This window comes from Acetobacterium paludosum (assembly GCF_008086595.1).
Classification (GTDB): Bacteria; Bacillota; Clostridia; order Eubacteriales; family Eubacteriaceae; genus Acetobacterium; species Acetobacterium paludosum.
The window spans coordinates 136,850-153,388 of record NZ_RXYA01000005.1; the positions used below are offsets into that span (position 1 = coordinate 136,850).

The following is a 16,539-nucleotide window of genomic DNA, read 5'->3' on the forward strand; positions in this document are numbered from 1 at the left end:
TTTTAAACTTTGCTGCAGATAATAAAATTACGATTATAAATCAATAACTTAACTATTATACACTGTATTCTAATTTCCGTGAAGCCCCTTCGTTTATTATATTCTAAGCCATCTTAATTTTATTGTTCTTCCTTACTATATCGATAACTTCCCACAAATTTTCTATCATAAATGTTGGTTTGCAGCGTTCAAGAGCAAGTGGTGTATTGTAACCCCAATTTACTGCAACCACATCTACCCCAACCTTTTGACATGCTTCAATATCACGGGATTCATCTCCCACATATAACATTTCGCTGGGTTCAATATCATATTTTCTTAATACTTTTTTTATTTTTTTTCCTTTGGACATTAAAGCCGAACACATTATAAATTCAATCTCATGACTCAATTCATAGGTCTTGAGAAACTGTGCAACAGTCTTTTTTATATTCGACGTCAAAATACCAGTATGATCTGTTTCTTTTCTGAGTTCCGTAAAAAATGCATGAATGTCCGGAGAAAATGCATTAATATCACTGGATTCTTCCTTTAATAACTTCTGTCCTTCTCTCAATACCCTCGGATACTGAAAAAATGGGATATCAACAATTTGTTTTATTTCTTTAATATGAAGATTTTTTATATGCTGCAATTCTTCCATTGTTACCGTACTGTATTTGTATTTTGATGCCAGTTGATTGTATATGTTGAAGGCTTTCTCTTCAGTATCAGCGAGAGTACCATCAAAATCAAAAACCACACATTTATAGGTCATATATGACTCCTCTAATTTAATAGTTAATTGTTCTGTACTTCTTCATTTTTTCCTTTACGTCCAGTTCCAAATCTTGATTGTAAAAATAATAATCGACATTCAAATGCTGTGCTTCATGCATTGCAGCACTTGCAAAACGAACAAGATCTTCTTTGAAACTTGCATGCTCCGGAAATTTTGAAACTCCAATATGACTTCCCAGTTTTATTTGAGAATCTTTCACCGTAAAGGGTATCTTTAATAACTCAGTAATTAATTTGCAGAGCTCAATTGTTCTTTCCTCATCAATATCACAAGGATAAAATAAAACAAATTGATTCGCATATCGCCGGACAAAAAGTCCGTATTTCCCAATTGCACTATACAAACGCTCGCTGATCAACCTTATCACTTGATCTTCGGCACTCTGTCCGAACCCATCTGCGACAACAAAAAGTCCTTTGATATGAATGAATAATAAGACCAGATGCTTATCTTGTCTTTTTCCGTTTTTTTCAAAATAATTATCCAATACCTGGTCCAATTTATAACGATTGGGAAGTTTTGTAATTGGATCCAATGCAAATGATTCTTCAAGTGCTTTACGTTTTTTAATTGTCTCACTAATATCAATACCAAGAAGGATATTTGCAAATTCATTATTTTTTTTCGTAAACGTTGCGTGATCCCATTGGATATAATGAATATCGCCAGTGTAATCTTTTATAGGCATAGGCTTCTTGAAATTCATATTTTCTTCAACAAATTTTCTATGAGTTCGATTTAATTTTCCGAAGACGTCAAGTAATTGTTTTCCCCGAGCAGCTTCATTATTTATCCCAATCAGGTGACTAACCTGATTATTAATGCTACTGACTTGAAAATCACTGTTACATTCAATATATAGTAGACTACAGTTGTTTAAAACCGTATCCGTATAAGTAAGCTGCGCATTAAGTTCTTCTCTTAAATCGACTTGCGCCGTTATGTCCTGCAGTATCCCTATTGTTCTTAAATGTTCATTGCCGTCCGAAAAAAAATGCCGAATTCTTAAATAAATATCACGGATTTCACCCCGATTATTTTTTATTCGATACTGTGTATCCACTTTTTTTTGATTCTGGAACGCACTTAAAAAAGCCTTCCACACGCGGTTTTGATCATCTTCATAAGCCATGGAATAAATAATATCAAGAGTTGGCTCAACCTCACCCTCTTCATAACCTAGTATACTATAAAGTTCTCGTGACCAGTAGATCTTTTTTGTTAAATAGTCGATTTTCCAATAGCCTAATTTGGCCAAATGTTGTATCTCTAACAACTCATCCTGTTGTTGATTAATATAATCATCCTTTTCGTTTGTCGTTTTTAAATCAACTGCGGTAACGCAATAAAACGTTTGAGGTTCATTCTTCTTGTTTTCAATTGCAATTAAATTAACCACAACATGAAAAGGAATAATATCTCCACTATTATGGAAATATTTTATATCAAATTCATAAATCCCCGTCTCACTCATTGCTTTCTTAAATGCTTCGCGATGATCACTATGCATATAATCTGTCTGAAGGCGTTGAATACTTTTTCCAATCATTTTTTCTGCTGTTTTCCCGGAATAATTCAAGCATTGATCGTTCATTGTTTGAATTATTCCGGCCTCATCAACAAGTAGTGCACACTCCTTTACCAGATTGATTAATCCCTCATAAAGTTTTAGCCAGACCTCATAGTTACTAATCCTTCGTTTGGTTTCTTTCGACTTCAACACTACAAATAAAATCCAACCAAAAAAAACGATGGTCGCAACGACTACCATCATTATTATATGGTCACTGGTGAAAATTTTAGAAAAATCAACCATCGTGAATACCTTACTTTCTGATGCCACACTTTCGATACAAACTTATACAAACGTTTTTTATATTTTAACTTATGATTCCACGATTTGCCTTTAAATCATGGATATACTATAATAAATAAATATTAAAAATCCATTAAAAGCTTTGACAAATAAAAATAAAGTGTTAAAATGATATTATCGCTTTATCAAGCTACTGTAATGAAGTATTGGAGGTACATATGCTTTTTAACTACACCATTGATGGCTTTGAAAATATTCAGCATCAAGATTATTTTTCATTGCAAAAAATTATTAATAAACTCATGTCGCTTTACCGGTCCTACGGCTATCATCAGATATCAACACCAACCTTTGAAACCTATGATCTTTACGTTCATGAAGATTCTATTCCCAGCGACGATCTTTTTAAGCTGGTGAATCATCAGGGAAAAGTTCTCGTATTAAAACCGGATGCAACCCTGCCAATCACTCGGATGGCAGCCATGAATCATCCAAATTCTGATGAAATCATTAAATATTCATATCAAACTAATATTTACCGAAATTTTTCTTCACCAGAGATGGTTAAAAAAGAAATTACACAAATTGGAATTGAATATTTTGGAAATAATAGTCCAGAATGTGACGGCGAAGTGATTGCCCTTGCGATTCTATCGCTTCTCGAGTATGGTATTAAAGATGTCCACATTGATCTTGGCCACGTCGGATTCATTAATTATCTTTTTGATGAATTAGCCTTATCACCTAAGGCAAAAGAAACACTTTTTCGATACATTGAAAATAAGAACATTGGCGATATTGCCGCCTATTTAGACCAACTGAAATTATCGACTGACAAAAAAGAGATCATTCTGAAGCTTCCCACGCTGTACGGTAAACCGAAAACAGTGCTAAAGGACATGAAAGAACTCTGCATTAACGAAAAAATGGAATGGGTGGTTGAACAGATTTCAGAAATATATCATCATTTAGAAGTAATGGAGCTTTCCAAATATGTTATCTTTGACCTGGGATTTACCAACCAAATGAACTACTACACTGATATAAATTTTAAAGGTTATATCAGCAATTGCGGCGAACCGGTTATTAGTGGCGGTCGTTATAACAATTTATCTGAAAAATTCGGAATACCCCGACCTGCCTGCGGTTTTGCCATTGATCTTCTAAAAGTGATTGATTACATGGAACAGGAAAACTTGTTACCTCAGGATGATCAAAGCAGGAATGTCATTTTTTATAATTGCACCGACAAAGCTGCCGCTTATCAAGTTGCCGAAAAATTTAGAGCAAATGGCTCTATTGCTGAAGTTTTTTTGATTAAGGGAACATGGGAAGATCACGTTCACTCACTCCGAAAAAACCAGCTTTATAAAAATGCGAAACTTTATCTTTTGTCTGAAGGAAATCTTTACACTGAAAACAATAATCAATTATTACCGCTTGATTCCGTTGATACAGAAAGTGAGGTACAATAATGATTATCCGTTTTGCCCTTGCAAAGGGCCGCGTTGCTAAAAAGGCCATTGAACTCCTCGTCGCATTGGGCTATATTTTCGAAGATTATTCCGAAAAAAGCCGTAAACTTATTTTTACCGATACGACCGGCACCGTTGAATTCTTTTTAGTGAAATCCCCTGATGTTCCCATTTATGTCGAGAAGGGTGCCGCTGATATCGGCATCGTAGGAAAGGATGTTTTAATGGAACATCCTGCTCAGGTATATGAAATGCTTAATTTGAATATCGGACGTTGTAAAATGTGTGTTGCTGGATTTAAAGACCGACCAATTCTCTATGGAAAGAAACTGGTGGTTGGTACCAAATATCCAGTTATTGCCAAAGAATACTTTCACACTAAAGGTCAATCAGTGGATATCATTAAATTAAACGGATCGGTTGAATTGGCACCGCTTATCGGTTTATCTGATTGTATTGTCGATATTGTTGAAAGCGGCAACACCTTAAAAGAAAACGGTCTGAACGTATTAGAAGAAATCTGTGACATTAGTTCACGCTTAATTGTGAATCAAGTCAGTTTAAAAACCAAGCATGAGTTAATTGATCCTATTATTAAGGAATTTAAAACCCAGCTTTGAGGAAGGAACACTATGAAAACTATTATTTATGATCAAACGATGGATCTTGACAAAATCCTAAAACGCAATGAAGATGTACGAGATGATATCCGTAATGCCGTTCTGGAAATAATCAAAGGCGTAAAAACAGATGGTGATGCCGCACTATTGTACTATACAAAGGCATTGGATCACTGTGAGCTGACCCATCTTCAGGTAACTGAAGAAGAAATACAGGAAGCCTTCGATTCCGTTTCTGAGAGCTTGCTTGAGATTATCAGAGAAGCTGCCGGTAATATTCGTTCTTTCCATGAAAAGCAACTGGAAACCACCTGGACCTATGAACCCAAACCCGGTGTTGTACTCGGTCAACACATTACTCCAATCGAGCGTGTAGGATTATATGTACCCGGAGGAAAAGCAACCTATCCCTCCACGGTATTAATGGATTCCATCCCTGCCCTGGTTGCTGGTGTTCAATCATTAGTTATGGTAACTCCTCCTGGTAAAGATGGAAAAGTCAATCCCGCAATTCTGGCAGCTGCTAAAATTGCCGGCGTTCACGAAATATATAAAATTGGTGGAGCTCAAGCAATCGCTGCGCTTGCTTATGGTACCGAAACCATCAAACCGGTAAATAAAATTGTCGGGCCTGGAAACATCTATGTGGCCACCGCCAAAAAAGAAGTTTTTGGAAAAGTCGACATTGATATGATCGCCGGCCCCAGTGAGGTCCTCATTATCGCAGACAAAAACGCCAATCCCGTTTATGCTGCCGCCGATCTATTATCCCAGGCTGAACATGATGAAATGGCGATGCCCATTTTCGTTACCACCTCAGAGGATCTTGCCAAACAGGTGATCGAAAAAGTTTACCGACAAATCAACGAAGACTTAGGCCGCAAAGAAATTGCAAAAAAATCAATGGATGATTTTGGATTTGTTTTCATTGTCAAAGATCTGGATGAAGCCTTTGAACTTTCCAATAAAATTGCTCCGGAACATTTAGAGCTTCTCATTGAAAATCCGATGGACTCTTTGGAAAAAGTGAGAAATGCCGGTGCCATTTTCATGGGAGCCTACACCCCGGAGCCTCTGGGTGATTATTTTGCGGGGCCTAATCATACCCTTCCCACTTCTGGAACGGCAAAATTTTCTTCTCCTCTTGGTGTCTATGACTTTATTAAAAAATCAAGCATTCTTTCTTATGATCAGAATTCTTTGAAAAATGTATATGAAAAGATTGCTGCTTTTGCCCGCTCAGAAGGTCTTGATGCTCATGCAAAAGCAGTCGAAAGGCGGTTTGAAAACTGATGGAGTCCTTAATTAGAAAAAACATTCAAGATCTTGTTGCTTACAAAGTCGATGCCCCTCAATACGAAATTATCGTTAATGCCAATGAAAGTCCCTATGACTTTCCAATGATTTTAAAGCGACAATTTACTGATGATATCTGTAATACCGACCTCAACCGATATCCTGAAGCTTGCTTTCCCGAATTATTAAACGAACTTAGCGCTTATACCGGTGTCCCAACCGATGGGATTATTTGCGGATCAGGCTCTGATGAGCTGATTGCGATGATTAATCAAGCTTTTGTTAATGCCGGTGACGTGGTAGTTTCTCATTCGCCATCCTTTGATATGTATAATATCTGGGCAAAAATTTCGGATTCCAAACACATTCGCATTCTTGATTTACCCGGCCATATACCGGATGTCGACGGTATTATAAAAGCAGCCTGTGACAATCACGCTAAACTATTATATATTTGCAATCCAAATAATCCAACCGGTTATACTTTCGCCAAAAAAGACATTATCAAAATATTAGATGCTGTTCCTTCTCTCGTTGTTTTAGATGAAGCCTATATCGAATTTTTTGGCGAATCTGATGTGGATTTATTGCCTAATTATCCGCGGCTTTTAATTCTCCGCACCTTATCAAAAGCCTTTGGTCTAGCAGGTATTCGTTGTGGCTACGCTTTGGGAAACAAGAATATCATCGATGTGCTTTACAAGGTAAAAGCTCCCTATAATCTGAATGTTCTCACTCAAAAGATGGCCGTGATTGCGCTTCAGAATCGGGATAAAGTTTTTAAAAATCTTGAAGAAATTAAAGCTGAACGAGAAAAAGCAATGGCTGTTTTGAAAGAATTGCCTTCGCTCACTGTTTATCCTTCCGGTGCAAACTTTATTTATTTTGAAACGCCTTTCGCTGAAAAAATATATGAAGTACTGCTTAATCGTAGTATCCTTATCAAGCGCTTTAAAGAAACCGGTTCCTGTCCCGAAAGCATCCGTTTTTCAATCGGTAAGCCGAAAGAAAACCAAAAGATTCTGGAAATTATCAAGGAGGTCGTGTACAATGAAGCGTAGCTGTGTATTAAACCGAACCACGACTGAAACCACTATTGCACTTTCTTTAAACATCGATGGTTCCGGGATCGCCAATGTCAATACCGGCGTTGGTTTTTTTGACCATATGCTGACACTTTTTACCAAACATGGAAAATTTGATTTAACCATTGATGCTACCGGCGACAACGCCGACAATCACCATGCCATTGAAGATATTGGCATTCTTCTTGGTAAGGCTTTTTATCAAGCCCTTGGCGATAAAGCCGGTATTAACCGCTATGCCTTCCAATTCACCCCAATGGATGAGGCTTTATGCCGTACCTGCGTTGATATCAGTGGCCGCAGTTATCTTGTCTTTGATGTTCCCTTAACCCGAGAGTTTATTGGTGATTTTGAAGCTGAACTTCTAGAAGAATTTTTCATCGCATTTACCACTAACAGTAAAATGACCCTTCATGTTGCTTCCTTGTATGGAACCAATAATCATCATATCGTCGAAGGTATTTTTAAGTCATTGGGACGAACACTCAAAAATGCCTGCTACATCGAAGCCGGCAACAAAGAAATTCCTTCAACTAAAGGAATTATTGAATAACAAGGAGGAACATAAATGATAGCAATTGTTGATTACGACGTTGGGAATTTAAAAAATGTCTATACTGCCCTCGGGGATGTTGGCCTGGAAGGAATCATAACCAGAGATAAAAAAGTGCTGGATCAGGCTGAAGCGATTATTCTTCCCGGTGTTGGTGCATTTTCTGATGCGATGGAAAATTTAAGAAAATTTGACCTCATCGACACCCTCAATGCCAACGTCAAAAAGGGGAAAATTCTTTTAGGAATCTGCTTGGGGATGCAGCTACTTTTTGATAAGAGTTATGAAGACGGAGAATTTTCAGGCCTTTCCTATATTCCTGGAGAAATTGTTAAATTCACTGCCCCAAACATAAAAATCCCCCATATGGGTTGGAACAATCTTATTATTAATCGGGAAAGCCCTTTAGTAAAGAATATCGGCACTGAAGATTACGTTTATTTTGTTCATTCCTACTATGCTAATCCAGTGGATTTCAACGATGTCATTGCTTATGCCGAATACAGCGTTAAAGTCCCTGGAATCGTGCAAAGAGGCAACGTCATCGGGATGCAGTTTCATCCTGAAAAAAGCTCAACCGTCGGACTTCAATTATTAAAAAACTTTAAGGAGATATTATCATGATTGTTTTCCCTGCAATTGATTTAAAAAACGGTAAATGCGTTCGTTTAATGCAAGGACAAAAAGATGCTGAAACCATTTATTTTAATGATCCTGTGGATGTCGCTCTAAAATGGCAAGCGAAGGGTGCACAATTCTTACACTTAGTTGACTTGGATGGAGCCTTTGACGGTCAGCCAAAAAATTTAGAACTCATAAAAAAAATTGTCGAAGCTCTCGACATTCCAATCGAATTAGGCGGTGGCATCAGAAATTTGGATATTGCCAAAGAATATATTGATATCGGTGTATCGCGAATTATCATTGGAACTCAGGCCGTCAAAGATTTTGGTTTTATTGAAAACCTTTTGGACCTCTATGATGATAAAGTCTGCGTTTCTATTGATGCAAAAAAAGGTATCGTGTGTACCGAAGGCTGGGTTGAAAGCAGCAATATTGAAGCATTGGAACTGGCCAGCAAATTAGAGAGATACGGTTTGTCAACCTTGGTGTACACCGATATATCGAAAGATGGCATGATGACCGGTCCTAATTTTGAAATGCTTGGTGTGCTTAACAATCATTTAAATATGGATATCATCGCCTCTGGAGGAATTTCCAGTATTGAAGATATGAAACGATTGAAGTCAATGGGTCTGTATGGCGCCATCACCGGAAAAGCACTTTATGAAGGTACCATTGATCTTGAAAATCTGTTAGAGGAGCTTAAATCATGCTGACCAAACGTATCATTCCCTGCCTGGACGTCGATCATGGCAGGGTCGTAAAAGGAAAAAAATTTCAAAACATACAAGACGTTGCAAACCCTGTGGAATTAGGACGCTATTACTCGGAACAAGGCGCTGATGAGTTAGTTTTCTATGACATTACCGCAACATATGAAGATCGAGATATTTTTATCAATATTGTTGAAAAGGTCGCTGAAGCAATTCGCATTCCCTTTACCATTGGCGGCGGCATCAGCAAGGTGGAAGATTTCAGAAAGGTTCTCATGGCCGGAGCCGACAAAGTTTCCGTCAACTCTGCGGCCGTTATGAAACCCCAACTCATCAAGGAAGCTGCCCTGAAATTCGGCGCTCAGTGTGTTGTTCTCTCCATTGATGCCAAAAAAAACAATCATGGCTCCTGGGATGTTTATGTTAAAGGCGGTCGCGAAAATACCGGAATTGATGCCATCGAATGGGCACAGCGCGGTCAAAACTTAGGTGCCGGAGAAATCTGTATTAATTCCATCGATTCAGACGGCGTAAAGAAAGGCTTTGATCTTGAATTAAATAAAAAGCTTTCTGATCTTCTAACTATTCCCATTATTGCATCTGGAGGAGCTGGAAAAATGCAGGACTTCGCCGATGTTTTAAAGGTTGGTGCCGATGCCGCCTTAGCCGCCTCCGTGTTCCATTATAAGGAAATTTTAATTTCTGATCTGAAAAACTATTTGCACAATGAAAAGATTCCCGTTAGACGGGTTTAGAAAGGTTAATTATGGATTTAACAACTATTAAATATAACGATGCTGGTCTTGTTCCGGCAATTGTACAGGATTATAATACTCGTCAGGTTTTGATGATGGCCTGGATGAACGAAGACGCTTTAAAACAAAGCGTTGAAACAAAAAAAGCGACTTTCTATAGCAGAAGCCGCCAACAGTTATGGGTTAAAGGAGAAACATCAGGTAACACTCAAACGATTATTTCAATTGATTACGACTGTGATGGTGATACTTTACTCATCCAGGTCATTCCAGCCGGGCCAGCTTGTCATACCGGAAATACCAGCTGTTTTTATCGAAATATTATGACCGATGAAAAAAATGCTCTCGGCAATATTGACATTCTACCGAAACTTTTTGCATTGATTGCCGATCGTAAAGAGAACCCCGTTGAAGGTTCTTACACCAACTACCTTTTTAGAGAAGGCGTTGACAAAATTGGTAAAAAGATTGGTGAGGAATCTGCTGAAACAATTATTGCCGCTAAAAACAATGATCCTAATGAACTCATTTATGAATCGTCCGACTTAATCTATCATCTATTTGTCATGCTTAATAATCAAGGTGTTGATTTAGAATCTATTTTTAAAGAACTGACCAAACGACATAAATAGAAAAAATACTTACTGCTAACTATTTTCAATTGATCAAAATGAATTTTTCAAAGCAGACTGAATCAAAAGATGTGATTATAAAATAAATGCATCTTTTTTATAATCACATTTCCCCGAAACCACAACAGCTTAAGATTCCTTAATTTTACTTAAATTTAACCAATTCCAAGTCTCTTTTAAGGTTCAAGACCTATCATAAAGATGCGAGATGAAAGTCTCCCCTTTTTCTTTTCATTCCTAATATAAAAAACAGCAGGTCATCCGGACCTGCTGTTTTTTTATTGATAAGAATTTATTCTCTTCTTAGTATTACTCCGCCAATCCAATCGTTTTTAGGATGTTGTACCCCAGCCGTCTTTCTTTTCCTTCAAACGGATAAGCATGCATCATAATTGCAGGATTAAAGTTTAATTCGATAATTCCGTAAGCGGATTTAGGATTTTTATAGTCTTCAATAATGATGTCGATCCCACAAAATTTCGCATCAAATGCTCTTGCCGCAGCTAAAGCAATCTTACTAAAATAAGGATGCATTTCTTCCGTATAATCAATGCTGTCTCCACCCGTACTGATATTTGAATTTCCCCGCAAATAAACAACTTCCCCAGGCTTAGGTACTGATAAGACCGAAATTCCCTGTTTTTTCAAAAACATTTGAGACTGATCATCCAGTTCAATTTTTTTCAAAGGACTGGTATGTCCATCTCCACGATAAGGATGCTGATTTTTTATATCAATCAATTCCTGAATGGTTAGAATTCCGTCTCCAACAACGTTTGCCGGTCGTCGATGAAGTACCGCAACAACATCATCTCCCATGGTTAGAAAGCGGTATTCCAAACCAGCGATATATTCTTCTATGAGGATCGTATTATCGTGTTCAAAAGCAATTCGCGCACCTTCTAATAACTCATCAAAAGACCCACCATTATTATAAATGCATATTCCTAAGCCAAAATTAGTAGACTTTGGTTTGATAACAACTTTTTTCCCTACATATTTTGGCAGCTTAACGCTTGCTTCTTCAAAGGAAAAAAACTCCTCACCTTTTGGGACCGGTATCCCATTTTCTTTGAGAATCATTTTTGTTACAACCTTATTTTCCATTAATAATGGTGTGATATAGGTATCGGCGCTTGTTTTTGTGGCTTGCTTCACATACTCTTTATGACCGTCTTTTTCCAATGCAATAATATTTTCTGATGCATCCACCGGTGTCACTTTAATCCCTCGGGTGAGAGCCTCTTTAATTAAAATCTGGGTTGACAGTTCCCAGTTTTCAAAGCCTTTTAGATGATAATGCTCTTTTACCGATTCAGATTTATATTTATTTGCCAACTCTAAATTAGTCCTAATATACCCTTTTTCCGTCATCAGTTCTTTAAGACGATATGCATAAGTTGTTTGCGGATTCTTCACTCGATTCAGCATCACTTCAATGCAATGATCCTGGTTCAAATTTAAATATTCATTAATCTCCGCCATTTTCCCCAAAACATCTTCCGCCCAAGCTGTTTTTAACGTCCAATGCTGCTTATCCAGAAGTTCTAAATCCGATTCAAGTCCATGTTCTGCCACGGCAACTTCATTAATTAGTGCTTCCTGTTGCCAGGTTTCAAAAAACTCTTCACCTTCTAATAAAAGGAACAACATGAAGATATTTAAAAATTCAAGATCAACTTTCGCAATGCCGCATTTGTCAAATGGGTTAAGATCTATCGTACGAATCTCTAAATATTGGATACCGTCCCTTTCCAGAGATCCTAGCACATTTGCAAAATCTTTTGGTTTTAAGCGGATCTGAGCATATAACTCTTTTGCCTCAGAAATATTTTTCCTGCTGATAAATTCCTTTATACTGCCGATAAATCCACTGACTGAAGAATAGTCAGGGTATAAGTCAATTTCATTTTTGTAACCACTACAATTTCCATTTCGAGCTGATGTTCCGCCCTGACTTAAAAATGTTTGATGTCCGTTTTTTTCCATACAATCCAAACATTTTTTGATATAAGACTCATGCAATCCCGGGGTACATCCCATTAAATAAATGATTAACCAGCGATAACGCAAATAATTTCTTAACACTTTTAAATAAATTTTGTCCTTAAAGTCTTTATAAGTTAATTCACTGCCAGATTCTTTCCATAGTATCTCTAAAAAATCATCACTAAATGAAAAATTATAATGAATTCCTGAAATTAGCTGGCGTTTCCCGCCATATTTCGCCATCAGTTTTTCACGATATTCTCTAGCTTTCTTTCCAGATTCTCCCTGATATGTTGAAATTGGGATATTTTTATCTTCTGGTATATCACACGGCATGGAATAAGGCCAAAACAGCTCTTCATCTCCATCAATTTCATTGATAACAATATCTGTTAGTGCCTCTAAAAAATCGTAGGTTTCCGTCACCGAATAGCAAACCGGTGTAACTAATTCCACCTGACTTTCTGAAAAATCAGTTGTTATATAGGGATTTTTGAGTTTGTCTCCAAAAACTGGCGGATGTGGAGTTAATGCAAGTTTGCCTTGAGGTGTTACTCGAAGTCCTTCTCTTTCCACGCCAAACCCTGCGGTTAAAATACTCTCTGGGGTCATTTTATTTTTTAAAATTTCAATCATGCGTATAACCTTTCTATTGTCGTACAGGTGAAATGGGGTAAACTGTACAAAATTTTATTTATTATACCATAAAAAGGAATAATTCTATCTACCCTAATTCCCTTTGATTTGTCGGATATATTTTTTTTGAAAACCGCATGATTTCACCAGGAAACAAGTACTTATTTTTTGTTTATTAGGAGTGGCATATATTCCGCATATCCTTCCTGTTTCATCTTATCTTTTGGTATGAACTTTAGTGCGGCACTATTGATACAATATCTCATCCCACCCATTTCTTTTGGCCCATCATCAAAAATGTGTCCCAGATGGGCATCACCAATTTTGCTTCTTACTTCAGTACGCACCATGCTATTCGTTTTGTCAGTGATTTTCACAATAATATTTTCATCAATCGGCTTAGCAAAACTAGGCCATCCACATCCTGACTCAAACTTATCACTTGAAATAAAGAGTGGTTGTCCCGTTGTAATATCTATATAAATACCTTCTTCGAATTCATTAAAATACTCGTTTTGGAAAGGCGGTTCCGTGGCATTATTCTGTGTTACAGCATACTGAACTTCTGATAAATTTTCCTTTAATCGCTCGCTCGGTTTTTTTAAGTATTTCTTACTTAAATCAACAGAATTCTTGGCCTTTTCAAATTTTTCTGCTCCAATATGACAGTATCCATTCGGATTCTTATCCAAATATTTTTGATGATATGCTTCTGCCTTAAAATAATTCAAAAGTGGCTTCACTTCAATTGCTACCTGCTCCCGATACTTTTTCTGCAGCTGAAAAAGCGAGTCTTTGATAATCTCTTCATCTTCGGGATTTATATAATATATTCCGGTTCTATATTGTGTACCTATATCACCACCCTGTCTATTGATACTTACCGGATTGATGACGTCATAAAACAACTCTAAAATGAAAGCTAAACTGATTTTATTTTCGTCATAGATTACTTTTACTGTTTCAGCATGGCCAGTATTTTGGTGGCACACTTCTTCATATGTTGGCTCTTTCGTATTGCCATTTGCATAACCAACTTCAGTTTCGATGATACCTTTAACATTCTCAAGATATTTCTCGGTTCCCCAGAAGCATCCCCCTGCCAAATATATTTCTTTTATCATATTCATTCCTCCATTTTTCATTTTCTTGTATAGTAAGCTTAATTCTTTTGACTTATAAAAATAGCTATCTAATCTAACACACTATATTTTTTTTTAAATATTTTTGATAAGCACTTGTTATCACATTTTCCAACTCCGACTCTAACTCTGAAAAATCACGATATGCTAAAATTTCCTTTTCCAGAATTTGAGGAAGACGAACTTCTTTTATAAAAATGATTGTCATCGACATATCATCTGCAACACTCAAATAAAAACGGGTGAGATCATCAAGCGCCTCATCTTCCAAACTCCATGGGTTAATAATGCATAAAAATGCTTGGTAGAAAATCAAATCTGCATAGTAATCGGCCTCAACGACAGAAAATTCTTTTGAAGGCAAATGCTCAATTACACTAAAATTTTGATATTGGTCTAATCCCAACGTAATGATCCTCTTCATCTTTTCATCACCTCTCGTAACGTGTTTCATAACTACATTCAAAACATATAAACCCTTCATTATTAGTCTTTTTCTATATAAATACCCTTATGCTAAACTAAAATGCAAATATAATAGATTAATCTCGTTTTCATTTATAATAAACTTTTAAAATCGAAGGCTGCCAATGATCACTATTGACAGCCTTCGAATCATGTGCAAAAATAGATTTGAAATTTTTATCTTTTAATCTGCAACACATAGTTTCAATTATTTTATTAATTGTTTTATAAACTTTTGAATCCGTGTGAAAGTCTTTAAATACTTTCATTTTTTTAATATCATATGCTATCTTGATTGGATTCAACACGATTCTTTCTATTTAAGCGTACCTCCTCATTCCGATCAGATTTTATGAATATGCAAATCAAAACAGTGAGTATGGACATCACAAGCATTAATTGAAAGGCTAATGAAAAACTTCCAGTCATTTTTTTAATGTATCCACCTGCATAATTCCCTATCATAGACCCTACCCCTAATGATAAGTTCATCAATCCAAATAATTTCGCGGTTTTTTCTGGTGGTAATACTCTGGCCACATAGGTTGGATGCAAACCAAAAATACCATTGTATGTTAGTCCAAAAATAAAACAAGCAAAAAGTGCCGCAGCTCCGTTATGAATAAAGACTACTGATGCTATTGATAGAATTGAAATTCCATATGCAATAATCATTGCCCGTTTAGCCGAATATTTATCCGCAAAAACTCCTGCAATAAAGCCACTAAAAATACCTACAAAACCAAAGATACTCCAAGCAAGTCCTGACATTTGCTCATTTAAGCCCAAATCTGCTTGCATCAACGGTACTATATAACTTTGGAATGGAATCAGATAAAGCCCAGATAAGATCAACAATGCAACTAATATGATATAATATTTGAGATATTTACCTGATGTATCATTACCCAAAACCAAATTTTCCGTTTCACATTCAGCTTTTTTATTGACTTTTTTAATCTCTAAATCAGGTACACTTTTTAATTTATAGATCCAATAAACACCAACTGCTCCTAAAAATAAACTGATTATTCCGAAAACAAACCAAACGGTTTGCCAGGTATCATTAGTTAATATGTAGGGAATCAAGAAGCCGTTTAGAATTAATCCAAACGATGTTCCACTCGAAATGATCCCAAGACTTTTTCCTCGATTATCTTCTTGAATGTTCTTGGCAACAAACTCTACCATTGGTATCCATGATGTTGCCGCAATAATACCCTGAAGGGTTACAATAACTAACAAGAGCCATGGATTATTTACGAATGCAAGCACAAAAACACTGATGCCACACAGGATTACTGATGAAGAAATCAAGAACTTCACACTAATGTAACTACATAAAATACCACCAAGCAAAGAGAAAAGAAGATAAGCGGCTTGATGACATGCATTAATACGTCCTACAAATTCGTAGTCAATATTTAAGCTGCTGACAATATCCGGAGTAATCATTGAAAATATATAGCGACCAAATGCAAATGTAATTGTGATAAAGCCAGTCAAACAAATGACATAAATCAGTTCTCTTGTTCTATTCGACATGGTGTCCACCTTCTTTTTCTTTCATACATCGCTATATGTCTGACTAATTCAGGATGTACAAATTTTCAATTCTGACATATTATTCCACTTTCCAACAAACTTTTTTCTTTACTATCCCCATATAACTTTTCCCATGTTCAATTAAAATTGGAACAACCAATTTTTCAGTTGATTCACTCGAGGTTATTGCAGAAGCCGCACCTCCTAGTGATATTTCACAAACCATAATCAACCTTCTTTCTACTACAATGTATTTATGGTTATAGTACCTAACAACCAGTTAGGTTTTTATCCATCTTGTTGCTTAAGCTGTTAGAATGTAAAGAGCAATCGGTATATCGTCCTTCTTTCTTGGACTTCGCGTCCGTAAAATAGACTGATAGCCAGCTCCTCATTCGCAGCGTTCGTTTTA

The 16,539-nt window shown here is 36.6% G+C and carries 16 protein-coding genes; 9 read left to right on the forward strand and 7 right to left on the reverse strand.

The window, feature by feature from the left end:
* Positions 1–103: 103 nt before the first annotated feature.
* A complete protein-coding gene (locus tag FZC41_RS06990; protein WP_207725031.1) occupies positions 104–757 on the reverse strand; it encodes an HAD hydrolase-like protein in 654 nt (217 codons plus the stop codon).
* A 16-nt stretch (positions 758–773) separates the two neighbouring features.
* Positions 774–2,597 (reverse strand): sensor domain-containing diguanylate cyclase, encoded by a 1,824-nt coding sequence (locus FZC41_RS06995; protein ID WP_148566682.1) that lies wholly within the window; start codon positions 2,595–2,597, stop codon positions 774–776.
* A 218-nt stretch (positions 2,598–2,815) separates the two neighbouring features.
* Between FZC41_RS06995 and FZC41_RS07000 the strand changes: the two genes are divergently transcribed.
* From FZC41_RS07000 to hisIE, 9 genes are read left to right on the forward strand one after another with little or no spacing between them, the layout of a single operon-like run.
* Positions 2,816–4,072: an ATP phosphoribosyltransferase regulatory subunit gene (locus FZC41_RS07000; protein ID WP_148566683.1), complete on the forward strand. Its 1,257-nt coding sequence runs from the start codon at positions 2,816–2,818 to the stop codon at positions 4,070–4,072.
* Complete coding sequence (hisG, locus tag FZC41_RS07005; RefSeq protein WP_148566684.1) at positions 4,072–4,692, forward strand: ATP phosphoribosyltransferase; 621 nt, start codon at positions 4,072–4,074, stop codon at positions 4,690–4,692. Before FZC41_RS07000 ends, hisG begins: the two co-directional genes overlap by 1 nt.
* A 12-nt stretch (positions 4,693–4,704) precedes the next feature.
* Positions 4,705–5,985 carry a histidinol dehydrogenase gene (gene hisD / locus FZC41_RS07010; RefSeq protein WP_148566685.1) on the forward strand — a complete coding sequence of 427 codons (1,281 nt, stop codon included), beginning with the start codon at positions 4,705–4,707 and terminating at the stop codon, positions 5,983–5,985.
* Entirely contained in the window at positions 5,985–7,049 is a 1,065-nt protein-coding gene (hisC, locus tag FZC41_RS07015) for a histidinol-phosphate transaminase (protein ID WP_148566686.1), read from the forward strand. The genes hisD and hisC overlap by 1 nt, the downstream gene beginning before the upstream one ends.
* Entirely contained in the window at positions 7,039–7,626 is a 588-nt protein-coding gene (gene hisB / locus FZC41_RS07020) for an imidazoleglycerol-phosphate dehydratase HisB (RefSeq protein WP_148566687.1), read from the forward strand. The genes hisC and hisB overlap by 11 nt, the downstream gene beginning before the upstream one ends.
* Positions 7,627–7,641: 15 nt before the next feature.
* A complete protein-coding gene (hisH, locus tag FZC41_RS07025) occupies positions 7,642–8,250 on the forward strand; it encodes an imidazole glycerol phosphate synthase subunit HisH (RefSeq protein WP_148566688.1) in 609 nt (202 codons plus the stop codon).
* Positions 8,247–8,966, forward strand: a complete 720-nt coding sequence (gene hisA / locus FZC41_RS07030) for a 1-(5-phosphoribosyl)-5-[(5-phosphoribosylamino)methylideneamino]imidazole-4-carboxamide isomerase (protein ID WP_148566689.1) — start codon at positions 8,247–8,249, stop codon at positions 8,964–8,966. The genes hisH and hisA overlap by 4 nt, the downstream gene beginning before the upstream one ends.
* Complete coding sequence (gene hisF, locus FZC41_RS07035; protein WP_148566690.1) at positions 8,960–9,718, forward strand: imidazole glycerol phosphate synthase subunit HisF; 759 nt, start codon at positions 8,960–8,962, stop codon at positions 9,716–9,718. Before hisA ends, hisF begins: the two co-directional genes overlap by 7 nt.
* A gap of 11 nt (positions 9,719–9,729) precedes the next feature.
* On the forward strand, positions 9,730–10,350 hold the full coding sequence (gene hisIE, locus FZC41_RS07040) for a bifunctional phosphoribosyl-AMP cyclohydrolase/phosphoribosyl-ATP diphosphatase HisIE (RefSeq protein ID WP_148566691.1): 621 nt from the start codon (positions 9,730–9,732) through the stop codon (positions 10,348–10,350).
* 309 nt (positions 10,351–10,659) lie between these two features.
* Here hisIE and gshAB read toward each other — a convergent pair whose 3' ends face one another.
* The 5 genes from gshAB to FZC41_RS17265 form a co-directional block, all read right to left on the reverse strand.
* Positions 10,660–12,975 carry a bifunctional glutamate--cysteine ligase GshA/glutathione synthetase GshB gene (gene gshAB, locus FZC41_RS07045; RefSeq protein WP_148566692.1) on the reverse strand — a complete coding sequence of 772 codons (2,316 nt, stop codon included), beginning with the start codon at positions 12,973–12,975 and terminating at the stop codon, positions 10,660–10,662.
* Between the two features lie 161 nt (positions 12,976–13,136).
* The gene (gene msrB / locus FZC41_RS07050; protein ID WP_170253901.1) at positions 13,137–14,096 is read right to left on the reverse strand and encodes a peptide-methionine (R)-S-oxide reductase MsrB; all 960 of its coding nucleotides are present in this window, start codon (positions 14,094–14,096) and stop codon (positions 13,137–13,139) included.
* 76 nt (positions 14,097–14,172) lie between these two features.
* Positions 14,173–14,523, reverse strand: a complete 351-nt coding sequence (locus tag FZC41_RS07055) for a hypothetical protein (protein WP_148566694.1) — start codon at positions 14,521–14,523, stop codon at positions 14,173–14,175.
* A 338-nt stretch (positions 14,524–14,861) separates the two neighbouring features.
* Complete coding sequence (locus FZC41_RS07060) at positions 14,862–16,127, reverse strand: MFS transporter (protein ID WP_148566695.1); 1,266 nt, start codon at positions 16,125–16,127, stop codon at positions 14,862–14,864.
* A 79-nt stretch (positions 16,128–16,206) separates the two neighbouring features.
* A complete protein-coding gene (locus FZC41_RS17265; protein WP_170253891.1) occupies positions 16,207–16,353 on the reverse strand; it encodes a hypothetical protein in 147 nt (48 codons plus the stop codon).
* Positions 16,354–16,539: the final 186 nt, after the last annotated feature.